At 63.7% G+C, this 20,302-nt stretch carries 17 protein-coding genes; 7 read left to right on the top strand and 10 right to left on the bottom strand.

Annotation, left to right across the window (positions count from 1 at the left end; all coding sequences use genetic code 11):
- Positions 1 to 2 precede the first annotated feature (2 nt).
- Complete coding sequence (locus tag ACQ4WL_RS23640) at positions 3 to 1,229, bottom strand: sensor histidine kinase (RefSeq protein WP_436511935.1); 1,227 nt, start codon at positions 1,227 to 1,229, stop codon at positions 3 to 5.
- 223 nt (positions 1,230 to 1,452) lie between these two features.
- Here ACQ4WL_RS23640 and cqsA point away from each other — a divergent pair, with 223 nt between their 5' ends.
- The gene (gene cqsA, locus ACQ4WL_RS23635; RefSeq protein WP_436511934.1) at positions 1,453 to 2,700 is read left to right on the top strand and encodes an alpha-hydroxyketone-type quorum-sensing autoinducer synthase; all 1,248 of its coding nucleotides are present in this window, start codon (positions 1,453 to 1,455) and stop codon (positions 2,698 to 2,700) included.
- A 37-nt stretch (positions 2,701 to 2,737) separates the two neighbouring features.
- On the opposite strand, the gene ACQ4WL_RS23630 is transcribed toward cqsA, so the two are convergent.
- The 3 genes from ACQ4WL_RS23630 to ACQ4WL_RS23620 are packed head-to-tail and all read right to left on the bottom strand — an operon-like array spanning position 2,738 to position 4,870.
- On the bottom strand, positions 2,738 to 3,187 hold the full coding sequence (locus ACQ4WL_RS23630; protein WP_436511933.1) for a MarR family winged helix-turn-helix transcriptional regulator: 450 nt from the start codon (positions 3,185 to 3,187) through the stop codon (positions 2,738 to 2,740).
- A 57-nt stretch (positions 3,188 to 3,244) separates the two neighbouring features.
- Positions 3,245 to 3,592 (bottom strand): GIY-YIG nuclease family protein, encoded by a 348-nt coding sequence (locus ACQ4WL_RS23625; protein WP_436511932.1) that lies wholly within the window; start codon positions 3,590 to 3,592, stop codon positions 3,245 to 3,247.
- 12 nt (positions 3,593 to 3,604) lie between these two features.
- Positions 3,605 to 4,870, bottom strand: a complete 1,266-nt coding sequence (locus ACQ4WL_RS23620) for an MFS transporter (RefSeq protein ID WP_436511931.1) — start codon at positions 4,868 to 4,870, stop codon at positions 3,605 to 3,607.
- A 133-nt stretch (positions 4,871 to 5,003) separates the two neighbouring features.
- On the opposite strand from ACQ4WL_RS23620, the gene ACQ4WL_RS23615 reads away from it, so the two are divergent.
- The gene (locus tag ACQ4WL_RS23615; RefSeq protein ID WP_034754244.1) at positions 5,004 to 5,399 is read left to right on the top strand and encodes a group II truncated hemoglobin; all 396 of its coding nucleotides are present in this window, start codon (positions 5,004 to 5,006) and stop codon (positions 5,397 to 5,399) included.
- A gap of 5 nt (positions 5,400 to 5,404) precedes the next feature.
- Positions 5,405 to 6,793: a DNA recombination protein RmuC gene (locus ACQ4WL_RS23610; protein ID WP_436511930.1), complete on the top strand. Its 1,389-nt coding sequence runs from the start codon at positions 5,405 to 5,407 to the stop codon at positions 6,791 to 6,793.
- Positions 6,794 to 6,802: 9 nt separating this feature from the next.
- Here the strand turns inward: ACQ4WL_RS23610 and ACQ4WL_RS23605 are convergent, their stop codons facing one another.
- The 6 genes from ACQ4WL_RS23605 to ACQ4WL_RS23580 all read right to left on the bottom strand — a co-directional run bounded on the left by ACQ4WL_RS23605 (position 6,803) and on the right by ACQ4WL_RS23580 (position 16,360).
- On the bottom strand, positions 6,803 to 7,699 hold the full coding sequence (locus ACQ4WL_RS23605; RefSeq protein WP_436511929.1) for an MHFG family PEP-CTERM protein: 897 nt from the start codon (positions 7,697 to 7,699) through the stop codon (positions 6,803 to 6,805).
- Positions 7,700 to 7,991: 292 nt separating this feature from the next.
- On the bottom strand, positions 7,992 to 8,777 hold the full coding sequence (locus ACQ4WL_RS23600; protein WP_436511928.1) for a hypothetical protein: 786 nt from the start codon (positions 8,775 to 8,777) through the stop codon (positions 7,992 to 7,994).
- Positions 8,777 to 10,624: a molybdopterin molybdotransferase MoeA gene (gene moeA / locus ACQ4WL_RS23595; RefSeq protein WP_436511927.1), complete on the bottom strand. Its 1,848-nt coding sequence runs from the start codon at positions 10,622 to 10,624 to the stop codon at positions 8,777 to 8,779. The genes ACQ4WL_RS23600 and moeA overlap by 1 nt, the downstream gene beginning before the upstream one ends.
- A gap of 61 nt (positions 10,625 to 10,685) precedes the next feature.
- A complete protein-coding gene (gene moaA / locus ACQ4WL_RS23590) occupies positions 10,686 to 11,807 on the bottom strand; it encodes a GTP 3',8-cyclase MoaA (RefSeq protein WP_436511926.1) in 1,122 nt (373 codons plus the stop codon).
- 35 nt (positions 11,808 to 11,842) lie between these two features.
- Entirely contained in the window at positions 11,843 to 13,183 is a 1,341-nt protein-coding gene (chrA, locus tag ACQ4WL_RS23585) for a chromate efflux transporter (protein ID WP_436511925.1), read from the bottom strand.
- An 87-nt stretch (positions 13,184 to 13,270) separates the two neighbouring features.
- Positions 13,271 to 16,360: an Rne/Rng family ribonuclease gene (locus tag ACQ4WL_RS23580; RefSeq protein WP_436511924.1), complete on the bottom strand. Its 3,090-nt coding sequence runs from the start codon at positions 16,358 to 16,360 to the stop codon at positions 13,271 to 13,273.
- A gap of 692 nt (positions 16,361 to 17,052) precedes the next feature.
- Here ACQ4WL_RS23580 and ACQ4WL_RS23575 point away from each other — a divergent pair.
- The 4 genes from ACQ4WL_RS23575 (at position 17,053) to ACQ4WL_RS23560 (ending at position 20,213) form a co-directional block, all read left to right on the top strand.
- Positions 17,053 to 18,048: an RluA family pseudouridine synthase gene (locus ACQ4WL_RS23575; protein ID WP_436511923.1), complete on the top strand. Its 996-nt coding sequence runs from the start codon at positions 17,053 to 17,055 to the stop codon at positions 18,046 to 18,048.
- Between the two features lie 90 nt (positions 18,049 to 18,138).
- Complete coding sequence (locus ACQ4WL_RS23570) at positions 18,139 to 18,798, top strand: HAD-IIIA family hydrolase (RefSeq protein ID WP_436511922.1); 660 nt, start codon at positions 18,139 to 18,141, stop codon at positions 18,796 to 18,798.
- A complete protein-coding gene (locus ACQ4WL_RS23565; protein WP_436511921.1) occupies positions 18,795 to 19,172 on the top strand; it encodes a Rieske (2Fe-2S) protein in 378 nt (125 codons plus the stop codon). The genes ACQ4WL_RS23570 and ACQ4WL_RS23565 overlap by 4 nt, the downstream gene beginning before the upstream one ends.
- Before the next feature lie 39 nt (positions 19,173 to 19,211).
- Positions 19,212 to 20,213: a S49 family peptidase gene (locus ACQ4WL_RS23560; protein ID WP_436511920.1), complete on the top strand. Its 1,002-nt coding sequence runs from the start codon at positions 19,212 to 19,214 to the stop codon at positions 20,211 to 20,213.
- Positions 20,214 to 20,302: the final 89 nt, after the last annotated feature.

Raw genomic sequence — 20,302 nt, 5'->3', positions numbered from 1 at the left:
CGTCACCTTGCGGGGGAAGAGGGTTGGAAGCGGGCAGGCAGGGGCTGGGGAAACTCCAGGATGAAAATCGCATAGGCATGCTCGCGCGATACGCAGCGGATGCGCGCTTGCCAGGCGGTGATGATTTGCCGGCACAGTGCCAGGCCGATGCCGCTGCCGTTATGCACGGGATAGGAATAAAAACGCTCGAAGATCAACGGCAGGCGGGCCGGCGCGATGCCGCAGCCCGTGTCGATGAACAGCAGCCTGGGCACGGGGCGGGCGCCGTCGATGATGATGCGCACGCGGCCCTTGCCGGCCCGCTGGATGGCTTTCAGCGCATTTCTCAGCAGGTTCAGCAGGATCACCACGCACAGTTCGTCCTGGCCAGCGAACTGGAAGTCGGCGCGCACGTCCACCGTGACGCTGGCCCGCTGCAGCTTGCCGGTAAACGGGTAGCGCTTGAGCACGGCGGTCACCATCGCCAGCATCGAGAGCGACTGGCTGGGCTGCAGGTTGCGGTTCACGGCACTGGCGCTCATCAGGAATAAATCGATCATGTGCTGCATGTGGCGCACTTCGAACTGGATGCGCGACAGGGCTTCCTGCAGCGGCGGCATATCGTCCGCCTGGCCAGCCAGCTGCGGCAGCAGCCGGCGCATGCCCCGCACATTCGCTTCCACGCTGGTCAGCGGCGTGCGCAGTTCGTGCGCCACGGAACCGAGCCCGGCAGCCATGCCCGCCAGCCGTTCCCGTTCCAGCACCCTCCTGCCTACCTTCACCACGGACAGCGCGGCGATGGTGAACCAGTGCACGGGCAATTGCTGCAGCACTTCACGCTGCAGCAGGTAGGCGCCTTCCCCTTGCAGGATGACGGCCAGGCAGGCGGCGCCCGTGCCGATCAGGTAGGCGCGGCAAGCCAATCCCGTTTCGAAATGAAACAGCACCACCAGGCCGATCAGCAGCGATTGGCTCCAGATGGAGGAGGCATGATTCATCAGAAACATGAAGGTAAAGAAGAAGGGCAGGATGTAGCTGAGCGCGAACAGCAGGTAACGCGACAGCCAGCGGACCGAGAAGCGGCGTGCAAACAGGCCCGCCACGCAGATGCCCACGCCCGTCAGGCGCAGGATCAGGTTTTCATAGGCTTGTGGGAAAAAAAAATGCCACAGCAGGTAGTACAGCGGCATTGCCACCGTGCCCACGGCGGCCAGCATGGCGACGCGGCTGGCCAGGTTTTCATGCGGCATGCGTTCATGTAGCAACGAATGGAGCAGGCGCCTGCGCCAGTGTGTCCATCCTCCTTGCCATTGCTGCGTCATGACTCTGCCTTGATCCTCTTCAGAACATTATCATCGCGTAATTTTTCTGGCTTGTTCGGTTATCTGGCCGGACATTGATATACGTCAATGGATGGGTTGGCAACACGGTGAAGGCTTTAATCCGTAGCAAACCTTACCCCAGGAGAAAACCATGACCATCACTACCAACCTGCACGCCCCATCCTTTGCCCGCGCCGAACACTGCCTGCCCGACTACATCGTGCGGCGCATGGATGCGCATCACATCACGCGCATTGAAAAACTGCTGGGCGGCCAGCATCCCCATGCCTGGCAGCCGACCCCCGCCCATGCCATTTTTCTTGCGGGTAATGACTATCTTTCCATCGCCGCCGAGCCGGCGCTGGTGGCGGCCCAGGTGGCTTCCCTGCAGGCGAACGCTGGTGGCATGCTGATGTCGGCCGTGTACTTGCAGGAAGGCAGCGAACAGCATCGGCTGGAAAGCCGGCTGGCCCGCTTCATGGGCTGCGAGGACGGCATCCTGGCGCAGTCCGGCATGGCGGCCAATGTCGGCTTGTTGCAGTGTATCGCCAGCCCCGGCATCCCCGTCTACCTGGACATGCAGGCTCACGCCTCGCTGTGGGAAGGCGTGTTGTCGGCGCAGGCCCAGGCCGTCGCCTTCTTGCATAACGACATGGCGCACCTGCGGCGGCAAGTGGAAAAACATGGCCGCGGCGTGATCGTCGTCGATGCCCTGTACAGTACCAACGGCAGCCTGGCGCCGCTGCTGGAACTGCTGGACATTGCCGAGCGCAGCGACTGCGTGGTGGTGGTCGACGAATCCCACTCGCTGGGCACGCATGGCCCGCAAGGAGCGGGCCTGGTGGAGGCCTGGGGCCTGGGCCACCGCGTGCATTTCCGCACCGCGTCGCTGGCCAAGGCCTTCGCAGGACGCGCCGGTTTCATCAGTTGTTCCAGCCGCTTCAAGGGATATTTCTTGTCCGAATCGCGTCCTGCCATCTTCAGCTCCTGCCTGCTGGCCCACGAGCTGGCATGGCTGGACGCGGCGCTCGATTTCATCATGGCCGCCGATGCGCGCCGCGCGACCTTGCGGCGCCATACGCTGCAGGTGCGCGAGGGCTTGAGCGCGCTCGGCTACAACGTCAGCGATGGCACGGAGCAGATCGTGGCGCTGGAAGCGGGCGGGGAACCGGCCACCCTGGCCCTGCGCCAGGCGCTGGAGCGGCATGGCATTTACGGCGCCATGTTCTGTGCCCCGGCGACGGCGAAAAACCGCGCCCTCGTGCGCCTGACTCTCAACGCGGCACTCGACGAGACGGGTGTCGCCAGGCTGCTGGCTGCCTGCGCGGCGGTGCGCGGCGAAGTGGGCGTGGAACATTGGCCGTCGACGCGGCGCCAGCGCAAGCTGGCGCTCGTGTAGGGCCGGCATGCGGGCCGGCACCAGCCACTTGGCAGCGTCAGCCGGCTAGTCTGCCCAGGATGGCCGATAGCGCTCCCAGCTGCTCTGCCGGTGCGTCCTGCAGCAATTCGCGGCCCACCGCATGCGCGGTGGTGCTGGCATGTTCCAGCAATTCCTGGCCGGCGGCAGTCAGCACGGCATAGCCGACGCGCGCATCGCGCGCATCGGCCTGGCGCGCCACCAGGCCGATCTTTTCCAGTGGCATCAAGGAGCGTGTGACGCCCGAGGCCGTCAGCGCCAGGCGTTCGGCCAGGTCGATGCGGCGCAGGCGCGCACCGGGTGCGCGCTGCAGCTGATACAGCAATTGATAGTCGCTGAAGCTCAGGCCATGCACATTGCCCAGGGCGCTGTCGAAGCGGCGCACGATGAGTGCCTGGGCGCGCGCCAGGCGCAGGAAAAAATCCAGCGCGCCATCGCTGTCCGGCGACTGGGAAGTGTGATCGTTCATACCATCCTTTGTATTCACTGCGCAGTGTTTGAGTGCGCAAGTGTAAAGCAATACTGCTCAATACAGTGGCTGCCCCTGTTCCAGCCACTGTGCGCGGTGCAGGGCCAGCAGGGCGCCCAGTTCGGCGTCCGCATCGAATGCGGGGTCATCAAGCAGCTTGACGCTGTCGATGATCTCGCAGGAAAAGGCCGCCGCGCCGTCGCGCCGCCAGTCCGCCTGCAGCAGGGCATTACGGTGCTTGCCCAGGTTCAGTTCGAAGCGGTGCCGGTTCAGCATGCCGGGCGCGTTACGGCTGCATTCGAGCAGGGTCCGTCCGCTGGGCAGGTGCCGCAGGGCGATGATGCCCAGCGCTGGCGGCTGTTGCCGGTAGGCCGCTTTCAGGGCCGCTTGTCGTGTTTTATCCATGGTGGAACTTTCTTAATGTGGAGATACGGAAGTGGTGCTTGCGATGCGTGGAATGTCGGTCAGGAGTGCCGCCACCACGGCTGCCGCCAGCAGCAGGGCGCCGCCGCCGCAGAACAGCTCACCCACGCTCAGGTGGCGCAGCAGCGCGCCCGTGGCCGCCGCCGACAGCGGGGCCAGGCCCAGGAAGATGCCCATGAACAGGGCCATGGCCCGGCCCAGCATGGCGGGCGCCACGCGTCGCTGTATCCACGTAAAGATGGCCACCTGCACATAGCCGGCCAGCATGCCGGTGACGGCCAGCAAGGCTGCGCCCTGCCAGCTGCTGCCGATCTGCCCCAGCGCCATCAGCAGCAAGCCCACGAACGCATCGACGAGCAGCAGGGTGGCGCCGAAACGCCGGCGCAGCCAGGCGCCGCCCAGGCTCGATGCCAGCATGCCGGCCAGGGTGCCGGCGCCGTGCGCGCCCATCAGCAGTCCCAGCGCTGCGGCACCGTGCAGGCGTTCGCTGGCCAGCACGGGCAAGGCCACCTGCAGCGGTCCCATGACAAAGAACGCCACCACCGCCCAGTAGGCATAGCAGCTGCGCAAGGGAATGTCGCGCCATACCATGGCCAGGCCCGCCACCGTGTCGCGCCACATGCCTTGCGCGGCAGCGGCTGCCAATGGCTGCAGGCTGACTTGCCGCAAGGTCCAGGCGGAGAACAGAAACGTCAGCGCATCGATGGCAAAGGCGGCGGCCAGCGCTGCCATGCCGGTTTGCTGCGCGCCATCGTGAGCGCCGAGTACCAGCGCCGCCAGCAGGGGGCCGGCCAGCAAGGACAACTGGCGCGCGCCCATCTGCAAACCATTGGCTTTTTGCAACGATTGCAGCGGCACGGCCTGCGGCAGAATGGCCGTGCCGGCCGGAATGCCGAAGGCGGACGCGATGCCCAGCGCCAGCGCGGCCGCATACGCCAGCGCCAGGCTGGCGTGGTCCAGCAACAGCAGTGCTGCCAGCGCCAGCAGGATGGCGGCGTTCGCATATTTGCTCAGCAGCAGCACGCGCCGGGGCGAGTAACGGTCGGCGACGGTGCCGCCCAACAAGATGAGTACGGCGCGCGGGGCGCCCATCAGTGCCACGGCGATGCCCAGGCTGAGGCTATCGCCCGTCAGGCTCAGCACCAGCCACGGCAGGGCCAGCATGCTGAACTGGTCGCCCAGCATGGAAATGAGGCCGCCGCCCAGCAGCCAGCGGAAGTTGCTATTGCGCAGCAAAGGAGTATCGATAGCGCTTGGCATGGTCGTCTTGTTCGTGGTTTAAAAATTGCATAGTAGTTGATATAAGCTTGAGTAGTCAAGGATATTGCCATTTATTGTGGCAGCGGCAACGGGTGTTGCGTGGGCCACCGACGCTTGCGCTATCATGGCGGCCATGACTGATACCACTGCCCCCACCCTGTACGAGACCATCGGCGGCGCCCCCGTGCTGCGTGAAATGGTCGACCGTTTTTATGATCTGATGGAACTTGAGCCCGAGTTTGCCGGCATCCGCGTCATGCATCCGCCCTCGACGGACGGTTCGCGCGACAAGCTGTATTTCTTCCTGACGGGCTGGATGGGCGGGCCGGATTTGTATATCGAGAAATTCGGCCACCCGCGCCTGCGTGCGCGCCACTTGCCTTACGCCATCGGCACCAGCGAGCGCGACCAGTGGTTGCGCGCCATGGCCTGGGCCATGGAAGACACGGGCATCGAGGAGTCCCTGCGCGTGCGCCTGATGGAATCGTTCTATCAGACAGCCGACTGGATGCGCAACAAACCTGACTGACACCCATGAGCCCAATCGAGTTTTACAGCCTGCTGGGCGCCGCCATCGTCGCCATCGTCCTGTTGCTCTTGCTGTTGCTGCGTCCACGTGGCGCGGCCGGCGATGGCGCGACCACCCTGGCCCTGGTGCAGCAGCACCAGCAGCAAAGCCTGGAACGCATCGACCGTGTCGAACGCGAAGTGCGGCTGCAATTGCAGGCGTCGGCGCAGGCGACGCGGCAGGACTTGGCCGCCGGCCTGGCGCAATTTCAGGCAGCGACCCTGCAACAGCTCGACAGCCTGCGCACGCAGATGCAGGCGCAGGGGAAAGTCGGGCGCGAAGAGCAGGCGCAAAGCCTGGCGCGCTTTGCCGAGAGTACCAACCAAACCCTGGCCCAGCTGACCGAATCGAATGCGCAGCGCATGCTGGAAGTGCGCGCCACCCTGGAAAACAAGATCCGCGACTTGCAGGCCGACAATGGCGCGCGCCTGGAAGAGATGCGCAAGACGGTCGATGAAAAACTGCACGCCACCCTGGAAACGCGCCTGAGTGCGTCGTTCCAGCAAGTGTCGGAGCGGCTGGAAAAAGTCCACCAGGGCCTCGGTGAAATGCAGCAGCTGGCGCTGGGCGTGGGCGACCTGAAGCGGGTGCTTACTAATGTGAAGACACGTGGCACCTGGGGTGAAGTGCAGCTGGAGATGCTGCTGGAGCAGGTACTCACTGTCGACCAGTATGCGAAGAACGTGGAAACCGTGCCGGGCAGTGGCGCGCGCGTGGAATTCGCCCTGAAACTGCCGGGCTTGAGCGATGGCGGGCCGCCCGTGTGGATGCCTATCGATGCAAAGTTTCCCAAGGAACAGTACGAACGCCTGGTCGACGCGGCCGAGCGGGCCGATGCGGACGGCGTGGCCCTGGCCGGGCGCGAGCTGGAGCGTGCTGTGCGGGGCGAGGCGAAAACCATCGCCGAGAAATACCTGGCGCCGCCGCAGACCACGGACTTCGCCATTTTGTTTCTGCCCACGGAAGGCTTGTATGCGGAAGTGCTGCGCCGCCCGGGCTTGGCCGATGAATTGCAGCGTGTGCACCGCGTCAGCATCGCCGGGCCATCCACCCTGACGGCCTTGCTCAACAGCTTGCAGATGGGTTTCCGCACGCTGGCGCTGGAAAAGCGCTCGTCGGAAGTATGGCAGGTGCTGGGCGCCGTCAAGACGGAGTTCGGCAAGTTTGGCGACGTGCTGTCGCAAACCCGGCTGACCCTGGAAAAGGCGGCGAAGAATATCGAAAGCGCGGAAGTGCGCAGCCGGCAGATGGCGCGCAAATTGAAATCCGTGGAAGCCTTGCCGGGCGAGGCGGCCGCCTTGCTGCTGGGGGCGACGGATGCCAGCTTGCCAGGCGAAGCGGGCGACGCCGAGTAGGGCTGCCCTTCAGGCCGCCTGCCGGCGGCGCAGCGAGGCAAAGGCGACCAGCGCCAGTCCCGCCATCAGCATGGCCCAGGTCTGTGGCTCGGGCACGGCGGGCAGGATATTCATCTCGGTGGGGGGCAAGGTTGGCAGGATCACGGAGGGCGGCACGATGATGCTGCTGCCCGTCGAGCCTGGCGGCAAGCCACCTCCGCCACCTCCGCCACTCCCGCCGCCCATGCCGCCGACGGTACGCACGTAATCGAAGGGCATGAAAGGAATGCTGGCCACGGCCGGCGGTATGACGCCGCCCGTGAAGGAACCGCCGCGCAAGGCGTCGGGATTATCGATCACGGGTACGGCTGCCACTTCCGGGCCGGCGGGCACGGCGGCAACGGGCGCGCCACCGCCGGGAACGGCACCGCCTGCTGCCGGCGGCGCCGAGGCGGACGCCTGCGCAATGCGGCTGACGTTGCGGCAGATCGTCGGCACGAGGATGCATTGTCCCTGAACGCAATATACGAGTCCCCGTTCCTGCATCTGCTCGCTCCAGCCTGACCGCGTGACATTGCGGCAGACGCGGCCCGGCCCGAAATGCATGTCGCTGATGCGCGCCTGGTAATTGCCCTTGCCGCGGATGGCGTCGCGGCTGATCACCACGATTTCATCGTACTGGCGCGCGCGCATGCGCGCCTTCAACTCTTCGCGCACAGGCGGCGCGATATCCGTATACCGATCCACGGCGGCCACTACGTCGCCCATGAACGGATCGACGCCGGGACGGTTCCAGCTGCAGTGTTCCAGCACGTCGGCCCGAGGGGACCCTTTGGCATAGGCGGGCAGCGGCGCCAGGGACAACATGCCAAGCAGGCAAGCCGCTCCCAGCATGCCGGCGCCCGCGATCCATGAATGGTGTCTCATTATTAGTTTCCTCGTGAAAACAATATCAAAATTGAATTTTTATGCGAGTTCGGATGTTATCATCGAAGAAACTGTAGTATCAACAAATAAATAAAATAATTACAATTAGTGTTGTGTTTATTTATATGTTATTTTAAAAAATAATTAATATTTTAATCTCGATAGGCGTACGCTTGCCGCGCAGGTCAATTGATTGCGAAGGGGCAATGAGAGCGGCCCGCGCTGGGCGGGCCGGTTGAGAGGGTAGTGGGGTGTTGAAGGATGCGCCGCCAGCAGGCGGCGGTAAAACGATCTAGATGCGGCCCGGGCAGGCTTGCGTATCGAAGGCGGGATAGCCGATGGCGGGCAGCTTGTGCAGCCACTTGCGCATCAAGGCGTGCGCGCCTTGCGTATCGTACTGTTGCCCCTGCTGCAAATCTGCGGCGAGCGTGGCCAGCTCTGCACAGATGGATTGCTTGCCGGCCTGGGCCGCCAGCAGGGAGGCCAGCAGTTCTGGCAGCACGATCGCCGCCGGCGCCGCCTGGCGCGTGGCGCGATAGTGTTGCCAGTAGTGCTCGGCGGCATCACTATCAAAGCTGGGGATGAAACCGAAGGTGGCGTCATCGTGGTGCAAGCGGTACACGGTGGAAAAGTAATGGGAGCCCGTCAGCTCGTCGGGGAAGCGGTCGCGCCGCAGGACCTCGATGGCCAGCGATCCGTCGCGCTCCACGCGCACGGGACTGGGCGAATCATACTGGTCCACGCTCACCATGGTGGGCGAGTTGCCTTGCATGAAGATGATCTTTTGCGTGTAATGGCGCCCGCCCAAGTGGCCGCACAGGGACACGAAGCGATCGTTGATGGTGGTGACGGCCGCAACGTCGCCGCAGCCCGGCTGCAAGGGCGTGTTTTCCTGCCACACGAGCGCCTGGTCGCTGCTGCGCACGAGGCGGATGCTGCCGACGGTTTCGCCGTGCAAGTCACCCTGTGCATCCTCGATGCGCTCGTCGAAGCGCACCGTGTAGCCATTGCTGTGGACTTCGCCGGCGTACGCCGCCATGCCCTGCAGCAAGGCCAGCGCCAGAAGCAGAGGTTTCATCAGGTCAATCCATGGAACAGCACGATATCGACCAAGTCGCCGGCTGCCACGTGGCCTTGTGCTTCATGCAGCACGATCATGCAATTGGCTTGCGTCATCGAGCGCAGGATGCCGGAGCCTTGCGCACCCGTCACGCGCACGTGCTGGCGCCCGTCTGCGCCGCGTTCGACGATGCCGCGCTGGTATTCCGTGCGGCCCCGTTTCTTGCGGATAGCCGCTTGCGCCGCCACTTGCAGCAGCGGCAGGGTGGACGTGTCCGCATCGGCGCCCATCAGGCGCAGCAGGGTGGGGCGCGCGAGGAAGTAAAACGCCGCCATCACGGCCACGGGGTTGCCGGGCAGGCCCAGCAGCAAGGCCGTGCCGCCTTCGCTGGCAATCCGGCCAAAGGCCATGGGGCGGCCCGGACGCATGTTGATTTGCCAGAAGGCCACTTCACCCAGGCGCGCCAGGATCTCGCGCGTAAAATCGGCCGCGCCGCTGGACACGCCGCCCGAGGTGATGATGACGTCGGCCTTGGCGCAAGCACCGCGCAGGGCCGCTTCCAGCGCTTGCGGCTCATCCTTGACGATACCCATGTCGAGCACTTCGCAGCCCAAACGGCTCAGCATGCCCAGCAGGGTGTAGCGGTTGCTGTCGTAGATGCAGCCGGCGTCGAGTTGCTCGCCGATCGAGCGCAATTCGTCGCCCGTGGAAAAGAAGGCCACGCGCAGGCGCCGGCGCACGGGCACGGTGGCGATGCCCAGCGAGGCCAGCAGCCCCAGTTCGGCCGGTCCCAGGCGCTTGCCCTGCAGCAAGGCCGGCTGGCCCTGCATCAAGTCTTCGCCCTTGAACCGGCGGTTGTCGCCGGGGCGGATGCAGTCCGGCGCGATGGTGATGTGCTGTTCGCTGGCCTGCAGCAGCAGTTCCTGTGGTACCACGCTGTCGCAGCCGTCGGGCATGACGGCGCCCGTCATGATGCGCGCGCATTGCCCGCGTTGCACGCTGACGGTGCCGGGACGCCCGGCCAGGATGGTGTCGACCACGGCCAGGGTCAGCGGCACACTGCCGCCCAGATCCGCCCCATGCAGCGCATAGCCATCCATGGCGGAATTGTCGTGCGCGGGCACGCTGATGGGCGAGATGATGTCGGCCGCCAGGATGCGCTCGAACGCTTGCGGCAGCGGCAGTTGTTCCACGTCGGCGACGGGCGCCACGGCGTCGGCCAGGATGGCTTGCGCCATCGGCACGGACAGGCCTTGCGCCTGCAGGGCGGCCAGCTCGTCCGGGGTATTCATGTTGCCGAACGCGGCGCCATCCTCGAATACTACCTCGGCCAGTTTCAAGGGGCCATGCCAGGTGCGCATGCGGCGCTCTCCGTTGCGCAGATACGTATCGAGCTGGGGCAGGGCGGAAGTTTTGACGAGGCAGAAAACGGGATGCGGGCGGCGCACCGTCGATCCCGTCGCCGGGTCGATCTCTTCGGTGACGGCGATAGCCAGGTCGGCATCGTTGTCGACCAGGCCGGCGGCCAGGCGCGCCGCCAGGTCGGGCGGCAGCAGGGGCGAGTCGCACGGCACCGTCAGCAGGTAGGGCGTGCTGGCGTGCTGCATGCCGCTGTGCATGCCGGCCAGCGGGCCCAGCTGGCCCGGCAGTACGTCCGGCCAGACGGGCAGGCCGAAGCGCGCATAATCTCCGGCATCGGCGTGGACACTGATGGCCAGCTGGCCTGCTTGTGGCGCCAGGCGCTGCAGCACGTGGCGCGCCAGGGGCTGGCCATGCAGGGGCAGCATGCCCTTGTCGCGCTGGCCCATGCGCGTGCCGAGGCCGCCGGCCAGGATCAGGCCGGTAATGTCGTGTGTGTTGATCATGTCAGGTAGGAAGTGGGTGCATGCGCCATGGTAGCAGCGGCGGGCGCGCGCCGCGCCCGATTCAGCCGCCGATGTACGACATTTCCACTTTCTTTTTACCGTGCTCAAGCGCGCCGCCCGTCAAATCCGTCTGGCTGGTGCGCAATTGCGAATAGCGATCGGCGCGGCCGCGCCACAACTGCGCCACGGCCGAGGAAATTTCCGCGTCGCTGCGGCCGCCGCGCAGCAGGCTGCGCAAGTCGTGGCCGCTGCTGGCGAACAAACAGGTGTACAGCTTGCCCTCGGTCGAGAGGCGGGCGCGGCTGCAGTCGGCGCAAAACGCTTGCGTGACGCTGGAAATGAGGCCGATTTCGCCGCTGCCATCAGCGTAGCGCCAGCGCGCCGCCGTCTCGCCAGTGTAGTTGGGGTTGATGGGCAGCAAGGGCATGTGTGCACCGATGCGGCGCACGACTTCGGCGGACGGGATGACTTCCTGCAAGTTCCAGCCGTTCGAGGCGCCCACGTCCATGTATTCGATGAAGCGCAAGATGTAGGGCGTGCCCTTGAAGTGGCGCGCCATGGGCACGATTTCCTGCTCGTTCATGCCGGCCTTGACGACCATATTGATCTTGATGGGCCCCAGGCCGGCGGCGTGCGCCGCATCGATGCCGTGCAGCACGTCGGCCACGGCAAAGTCCACATCGTTCATGCGCTTGAAGGTGGCGTCGTCGAGCGAGTCGAGCGACACGGTAACGCGGTTCAGGCCTGCATCCTTCAAGGCTTGCGCCTTTCTGGCGAGCAAGGAACCGTTGGTCGTCAGGGTCAGGTCCAGCGGCTGGCCCGACGGCGTGCGCAGCGCGGCCAGCATGGCGATGAGTTTTTCGATATTTTTGCGCAGCAGCGGTTCGCCGCCCGTCAGGCGGATCTTTTCCACGCCGTGTTCAACGAAAAGGCGCGCCACGCGCGTGATTTCCTCGAACGACAGCAAATCCGTGTGCGGCAGATACGCGTGGTTCTTGTCGAACACGTCCTTGGGCATGCAATACACGCAACGGAAATTGCAGCGGTCGGTAATCGAGATGCGCAGGTCATGCAGGGGCCGGCCCAGGCTGTCGGCCACGTTGCCGCTGGGGCTTTCCAGCCGCGCGGGGATCGCCAAAGCCCCATTGCGGGCTTCGGCGAGGTAGATAATCTTGTCAGCCATAAAAGTGATGCCAGTTACTAGTTACGTTAGGTCGTTCAAGGCAGATACGATAGCACGAGGCCGAAGATGGCACAGGCGAGCAGCAATTTGATGGTTCCCATTTGAAACTTGATCAGCGCCACGCCTGCCGCCAGCGCGATGGCGATGGCCAGCCAGTCCCAGTGCGGCAGCGGGTTTGCTTGCCAGAAGACATGGCGGCCAAAGAACAGGGCCAGGCTGGCGATGACGCCTACCACGGCCGCCGAGATGGCCGTCAGGGGCGCGCTCAGGCGCAAATTGCCGCGCGATGCTTCCACCAGTGGCGCGCCGGCCAGGATGAAGATGAACGAGGGCAGGAAAGTAAACCAGCTGGCGACGAGCGCGCCGCACACGCCCGCCAGCCACAGGTGTTCACCCGCCACGGCGTGGCTCCAGCCACCGACAAAACCGATGAAGGCGACGATCATGATCAGGGGGCCGGGCGTGGTTTCGCCCAGTGCCAGGCCATCCATCATCTGCGCGCTGCTGATCCAGTGGTAGTGGTCGACGGCGCCCTGCACCAGGTAGGGCAGCACGGCATATGCGCCGCCGAACGTGAGCAGGGCCGCCTTGCTGAAAAACACGCCCATCTGCGCCAGCGGCTGGTCCGCCCCGCCCGCCAGAGCCAGGCCCAGCCAGGCGAGGAAGGCCAGGGCCAGGCCCAGCGCGCAGGTGGCAAGCAGGCGCGGCCAGCGGAAGCGCGCGTGGTCTGGCGTGGGCGTGTCGTCATCGATCAGGGCAGTGCCGTAGCGGGCCGCGCCGCCATGCGGCATGTTGTCGGCATGAAAGTGGGCCGGCAGCCAGCGGCCACCCGCCATGCCCAGCAGGGCGGCGGCGAGCACGATCAGTGGAAATGGCAGATGTAGCGCGGCGATGGCGACAAATGCGCCCGCAGCGATGGCGATCAGGGCGTGACTGCGCAAGGTGCGCCGGCCCAGGCGCCAGGCGGCCGCCAGCACGATGGCGACGACAGCCGGCTTGATGCCGTAAAGAACGCCCGCGATGGCGCCCACGTGGCCATACGCGATGTAGAGCCAGGACAGGACGATCAGCACCCCCAGCGAGGGCAGCAGGAATAGCAGGCCCGCCACCAGGGCGCCGCGCGTGCGGTGCATCAGCCAGCCGATGTAGATGGCCAGCTGGGTCGCTTCCGGCCCCGGCAGCAGCATGCAGTAATTGAGGGCGTGCAGGAAACGCTGTTCGGAAATCCAGCGCCGCTTTTCCACCAGTTCCGCATGCATCATGGCGATTTGCCCGGCCGGGCCGCCAAAGCTGACGCAGCCCAGCTTGAGCCAGTACCAGAAGGCGCTGCGCAGGCTGACGGGGGCGGGACGGGGAAGGTTGGCGTTCTCGTGCATGGCGGCTGGCTGGCAAAGAAGTGGACGTAAAAAAGGGAAGCCTGAGCTTCCCCTTTCATCATTGGCGGCTGGGCGAACCCGGCGCGCTTATGGACGTTGCGTGTTGACCTGGATCAACGGCTCATCCGATTGCGGCGGCAATGGCTTGCGTTCGCGCGGCTTGCGCACGGGAGCGACTGCCTTGGCGGCCGCTTCCTGCGCCAGGCGCAGTTTTTCCGGATCGGTGGCAGCCAGGGTCAGGCCGGCCGAACCGAGCACTGCGCTCAAGTCCAGCGGCGCGGGCACCGGCGCTGCAGCGACGACAGGTGCTGGCGCCGGAGCAGGAGCAACCACCACCGGAGCGGCTTCCACCACGGCAGGCGCCGTTTCAGCCACTGGCGCTGGTGCTTCCTCGATCACGGCGACGGCTTCCACCAGCGGTGCAGCTTCCACCACTGGCACGGCTTCGACGATGATTTCAGCTGGCGCTGGCGCTGGTGCAGCTTCCGTTTTCTCGGCAAAGCTGTACTCGGCAACTGGTGCTGGTTCGGCAGCGACTGGTTCAGCTTGCGCTGCAGCCGCTTCGACAGGGGCTGCCGGCACGATCACTTCAGCAACTGGTGCAGCTTCGACGGCAGGAGCGGTTTCTTCGACCTTGGCCACTTCCACCACTTCGACCACTTCCACGACGGCAGCTTCCACTGGTGCAGCAGCGACGGCAACGGCGGCAGCCACGACGGCTACTGGCGCCGCATCGGCAACGACCGCAGCGGCAGCTTCCGACGCCGGAGCGACCGTAAAGCTGATCACTGGCGCATCCTGGCCTTCGTTTTCACCGTTTGCCGATTCGATCAGCTCGCCCGTTTCGCGGTCGCGGCGGTTGCGGTTGCGGCCACCACGACGACGGCGGCGGCGCGGTTCCTCGCCTTCCACGTCGTTTTCCATCTCTTCGCCTTCAGGACCGGCATTGACCGGCGCTTTCAGCAAGCTCATTGGTGCTGCATCAGCGTCCGGACCGCTTGACGGCACGACCACATTGACGGCGCTGGCAGTAGCGCCAACCAGGGCCAGTTCATCCGCTTTCACTTCAGCAACAACTGCCTTGTCGGCGCGTGGTTCGCGCCCTTCGCGTGGCTGGCGTGGCGGACGTTCGGCGCGCTCTGGACGTTCGGCGCGCTCTGGACGCTCTGCGCGTTCAGGGCGTTCACCGCGTTCGCGTGGTGCCGCCGTTGCATCGCTCGCTTCACGCGGTTCGCGTGGCGGACGCGGTGGGCGTGGCGGACGGGCCGCCTTTTCCAGTGCTTCGGCTTCCTTGGCAGCGTCGTCCTGGGCTGGACGGCCCTGGCCTGGTTCGCGTTCTTCGCGGCCAGGCTTGCCGTTGCGGCCACGGCCACGCGGGCCACGGCTGTTGCGGTCGCCGCGGTCGGTACCGGCCGGCTTGGCAGGTGCGACAGGGGCGGGCGCTGGCGTCACCGGTGCCGGGGCGCCGGTGAAGAAGCTGATGATCTTGGCGATCAGGCCCTGTGGTGCGGCAGGCGCGGCCACCGGAGCCGGTTTCGCTTCGACGGGTTTGCGCTCGACCAGCGGTGCAGGCTGGTCAGGCGTGATCGTCTTGACGACGGCTTCCTGGCGCGGCTTGGCTTCTTCCTTCTGGCGCTTGCTGTAAGCCATGTCGGTTTCAGCGCTTTCCGCCAGGTTGTAGCTGGCCTGGCTGTCTTCCAGACGCGGATCGTCGTGCTTGATGCGTTCCAGCTTGTAGTGCGGCGTTTCCAGATGCTTGTTCGGGATCAGAATCACGGCGATGCGGTGGCGGTTTTCGATCTTCAGTACTTCGCCGCGCTTTTCGTTGAGCAGGAAGGCGCCCACGTCCACGGGCACTTGCACGTGGATGGTGGCCGAGTTTTCCTTCATCGCCTCTTCCTGGATGATGCGCAGCACCTGCAGGGCGGACGATTCGGTATCGCGGATGTGGCCGGTGCCGGAGCAGCGCGGGCACGTCACGTGCGAGCCTTCGGACAGCGAAGGGCGCAGGCGCTGGCGCGACAGTTCCATCAGGCCGAAGCGGGAAATTTTGCCCATTTGTACACGGGCACGGTCATGGTGCAGCGCATCTTTCAGGCGCTGTTCCACTTCGCGCTGATTTTTTGCCACTTCCATGTCGATGAAGTCGATGACGATCAAGCCACCCAGGTCGCGCAGACGCAACTGGCGGGCCACTTCTTCGGCCGCTTCGCAGTTGGTGTTGAAGGCGGTCGTCTCGATGTCCGAGCCGCGCGTGGCGCGGGCCGAGTTGACGTCGACGGAGACCAGCGCTTCGGTATGGTCGATCACGATGGCGCCGCCCGATGGCAACGGCACGGTGCGGCTGTACGCCGTTTCGATCTGATGTTCGATCTGGAAGCGCGAGAACAGCGGCACGTCGTCGCTGTAGCGCTTGACGCGGTGCACCATGTCGGGCATCACGTGGCTCATGAACTGGTGCGCCTGGTCGTAGATCTCGTCGGTGTCGATCAGGATCTCGCCGATGTCGGGCTGGAAGTAGTCGCGGATGGCGCGGATGACGAGCGACGATTCCTGGTAGATCAGGAAGGCGCCATTGGCCGACTTGCCGGCACCTTCGATGGCGCGCCACAGTTGCATCAGGTAATTCAAGTCCCACTGCAGTTCATCGACGTTGCGGCCGATGCCGGCGGTGCGGGCAATGACGGACATGCCAGTAGGCAAGTCCAGTTTATCCATGGTTTCGCGCAATTCCTGGCGCTCTTCACCTTCCACGCGGCGCGATACGCCACCGCCACGCGGGTTGTTTGGCATCAATACCAGGTAACGACCGGCCAGCGAAACGAACGAGGTCAGGGCAGCGCCCTTGTTGCCGCGCTCTTCCTTTTCGACCTGGACCATGATTTCCTGGCCTTCGCGCAGCGCTTCCTTGACGGAAGCGTTACGCACATCGACGCCTTCGCGGAAATACGTGCGGGCAACTTCCTTGAAAGGCAGGAAGCCGTGGCGGTCTTCGCCATAGCTGACGAAGCACGCTTCGAGCGATGGCTCGATGCGCGTGATCACGCCCTTGTAGATGTTGGATTTGCGCTGTTCGCGCCCGGCTGTCTCGATATCGATGTCGATCAGTTTTTGTCCGTCGACAATCGCTACGCGCAGTTCTTCTTGCTGCGTGGCATTAAACAACATGCGTTTCATTTTTATAACTCCGCGACCCGTAGGCCATCTCAAAGCCGCTTCCGGGGAAGCGGCGAAGTACAGGGATATATGCGAGAACGGGAGTGTTGGCGGGGGAAATGCCTTAGCGTGCGGAGCAACAACGCGTACGAGGTATACGTTACGGCCGCAACAGGCGCGGTGAGGTCGATCGTCATGCCGAGTGCACAGGACACTTGCAACTCATCTGAAACAGCCCGAACGAGAATGAACTATATCGGGGGCAGAGAATGCAAGTGGTCAGCAAATTCAGAGCCAAATCGTCAGCCGGCTCATTCCAGGGATCGCGATGGCGAGGCTTGGCCTCAGCCTATTCATCGACAACCTCAGGTGGCCGCATACGGGGTTTGGCGAAAACGGCAAGCGTTATCAACTTCATCAACCCGCGAGCCCGACTCGATAAGTCGCGCTAACGGGTACTTATCCTTATAATCCCACACTCACTTCAGCATCTCCACGCGTTATCCGATTACAACTACGGTGCAACCTTGATTCGCGCAGGGATGGTGCATATACATTTTTTTCCACCGAATTTGCAATTTGGCGAGGCCGGTGGAGACGCCCCTGTGTAAAATGTGCTTTTATTCTTACACTCGCAGCAGCCAGGGCCGCAGCAAAAACAATTATATATTCAAAATGAAGGACTTAGAGAGATTTCTGGGAAGACATAGTAAATGAAGAGTCAAAATGATGTTGTTCCCCCTTCAACACCCCCGGTTCAGCCGCAAGCCCAATTCGTAACGATCGCCGAGGAAGAAGCAGGCCAGCGCATCGACAACTACTTATTAAGAGTGTGCAAGGGAGTGCCTAAAAGCCACATCTACCGGATCTTGCGATCGGGAGAAGTGCGGGTGAATAAAGGCCGTATCGATCAGCTGTACCGTCTCGCCGCCGGCGACGTGGTGCGCATCCCACCCGTGCGCGTGGCCGAAAAGGCGCCCACGGGCGCGCCGGCCGCCGAATTCAAGATCATCTTTGAAGATGCGCAGCTGCTCGTCATCGACAAGCCGGCCGGCGTGGCCGTGCATGGCGGCTCGGGCGTCTCGTTCGGCGTGATCGAGCAATTGCGCGCTTCGCGCCCCGACGCCAAGTTTTTGGAACTGGTGCACCGCCTGGACCGCGACACGTCCGGTTTGTTGTTGCTGGCAAAGAAACGCACGGCATTGACGAATTTGCACGAACAGATGCGCGACGGCGTCACCGACAAGCGCTACCTCGTGCTGGTGGCGGGCGACTGGAAGAATGCGCGCCAGCATATCAAGCTGCCGCTGCATAAATATACGACGGCCGAAGGCGAGCGCCGGGTGGCCGTGCAGGCCGATGGTCTGGCGTCGCACACGGTGTTTTCACTGTTGCATAAATATCACAACTTCGCCTTGCTGGAAGCGGAATTGAAGACGGGACGCACGCACCAGATCCGCGTGCACCTGTCCTCCTCCGGTTTTCCCATTGCCGGCGACGATAAATATGGCGACTTTGCCCTCAACCGTGCCCTCTTGAAAGCCGACAGCACGCGCGGCGCCCTTAAGCGCATGTTCCTGCACGCGCACCAGATCACGTTTACGCATCCGGAGACAGGCAAGAGTATGACCCTGAACGCGCCGCTGGCTGCCGAATGCGAGCGTTTCTTGGTAAGCTTGGGCAAACCATTGGCCGTTGCTGGACGATAGCTACCCACCGCGCGTGCGCGACACTACTCACAAGGTAGTCAGTCGCCATCATTCATTCTCAAGGAGCCGGCGGCTTTGCCGTCGGGAAACATGGCAAGAAAGCAATTTGATCTGATCGTCTTCGATTGGGACGGTACCCTGATAGACAGTACCTCGACCATCGTCAAGTGCATCCAGGCGTCGGCCAAAGACCTGGGCTTGCCAATTCCCACCGAGTTGCTGGCCTCGCATGTGATCGGCCTGGGCTTGCAGGAAGCGATGCAACTGGTGATGCCTGATGTCGAGCCGAAATACCACGCGCGCATGGCCGAGCGCTACCGTTATCACTATCTGTCGCGCGACCATGAGTTGACCCTGTTTCCCGGCGTGCAAGAAATGCTGCAGGACTTGTCGCAGCAAGCGTACTTTCTGGCCGTCGCCACGGGCAAGAGCCGTGTTGGCCTGAACCGTTCCTTGAATGCCGTCAAGCTGCTGTCGCTGTTCGATGCGACGCGCTGCGCCGATGAAACGTTTTCCAAGCCCCATCCGGCCATGCTGCAGGAGCTGACGCGCGAACTGGGGCAGGATATGCGCCGCACCGTGATGATCGGCGACACCAGTCATGATTTGTTGATGGCAAGCAATGCAGGCGCGGCCGGTATTGCCGTAGAGTATGGGGCGCACCCTGTAGAGCAATTGCAGGCATGCAATCCCCAGTATTCGGCCGCCACGGTGGCCGACCTGCACCAATGGCTGAGCGAGCACGCATGATGAACGATGTTGTCGACGTATTCATTTGTGCCGCCGATGCGGTCGCCGATGGCGGCAAGGGCGTGCGCTTTCCCGTCTCGGCCGGTGGCGAAACGAGCACCGGCTTTGTCGTGCGCCACGGCGGCAAGGCGTATGGTTACCTGAACCGCTGCGCCCACGTGCCGATTGAACTGGACTGGGCCGAGGGCGAGTTTTTCGAGTCCAGCGGCTTGTACCTGATGTGTTCGACGCATGGCGCCATCTATGTGCCGGAGAGTGGCCTGTGCGCGGGCGGTCCCTGCAAAGGCGGCCGCTTGCGCCCGATTCCCGTGAGCGAGCGCGATGGCCAGCTGTATTGGCAACCCGATGAGTATGTGCAGCCACTGCCGACCTGAGGCCGGGGCAGGCCTTTTGTAATTTAAGCAAAGTGAACCATGAGCGATAACACGAATGACAAGCTGGACAGCAGTGCGCCAGCCGCCGGCCACGGCGCCCCTGCGGGGAACTGGGAGCGCGACGTGCTCGAAAAGCTGGTATTTGCCACTTTGCAAGAGCAACGCGCGCACCGCCGCTGGAGCATCTTTTTCAAGGTTTTCAGCCTGCTGATCGTGCTGTTCGCCCTGTGGGTGTTTTATGACTACAACACGGCCGATGACAGCGAAACCCTGGGCCGCCACACGGCCCTGATCGACATCAGCGGCGCCATCGACACCGAAGGCAGCGGCTCGGCCGCCGTCGTCATCCCTGCGCTGGACAAGGCATTTTCCGATGCCGGTTCCGTCGCCGTGGTGCTGCATATTAATAGTCCGGGCGGCAGTCCCGTGCAGGCCGGCATGATCGTCGACGAGATGCAGCGCCTGCGCAAGGGCTATCCGGACAAGCCCTTGTATGTGGTGGTCGATGAAATGTGCGCCTCGGGCGGCTATTACATCGCTGCCGCCGCCGACCGCATCTACGTCAACAAGGCCAGCGTGGTGGGCTCCATCGGCGTGCTGATGGATGGCTTCGGCTTTACGGGCGTGATGGAAAAGGTGGGCGTCGAGCGGCGCCTGCTGACGGCGGGCGAGAACAAGGGTTTCATGGACCCGTTCAGCCCCCTGAGCGAAAAACACAAGGCGTATGCGCAAGGCATGCTCAATGAAATCCATCAGCAATTCATCGACGTGGTGCGCACGGGTCGGGGCAAGCGCCTGAAGGAAACAGCGGACACGTTCTCCGGCTTGTACTGGACGGGTGCGAAAGCCGTGGAAATGGGCCTGGCCGATGATTTCGGCACCGTCGACAGCGTGGCGCGCGACGTCGTCAAGGCGGAAGACATCGTCGACTACACGCAGCATGAAGGCTTGCCGGAACGGGTACTGAAGAAGTTTGGCGCCGCCATGGGAGCCGGTGCCATGAAGGCAGCCGTGCAGCAGTCACAGCCGGCATTGCATTGAGGACATCACTCTTGGCAGGCAGGCAAGTCAGTCGAGAATGATTTTCAATAAGGTGGTATTTTGGCTTGAAAAACGGGCTGCTTGGGCTA

Source organism: Janthinobacterium kochi, from assembly GCF_051380715.1.
In the GTDB taxonomy this organism is placed as follows: Bacteria; Pseudomonadota; Gammaproteobacteria; order Burkholderiales; family Burkholderiaceae_D; genus Janthinobacterium.
This window is presented reverse-complemented; position numbering and strand designations above follow the sequence as displayed.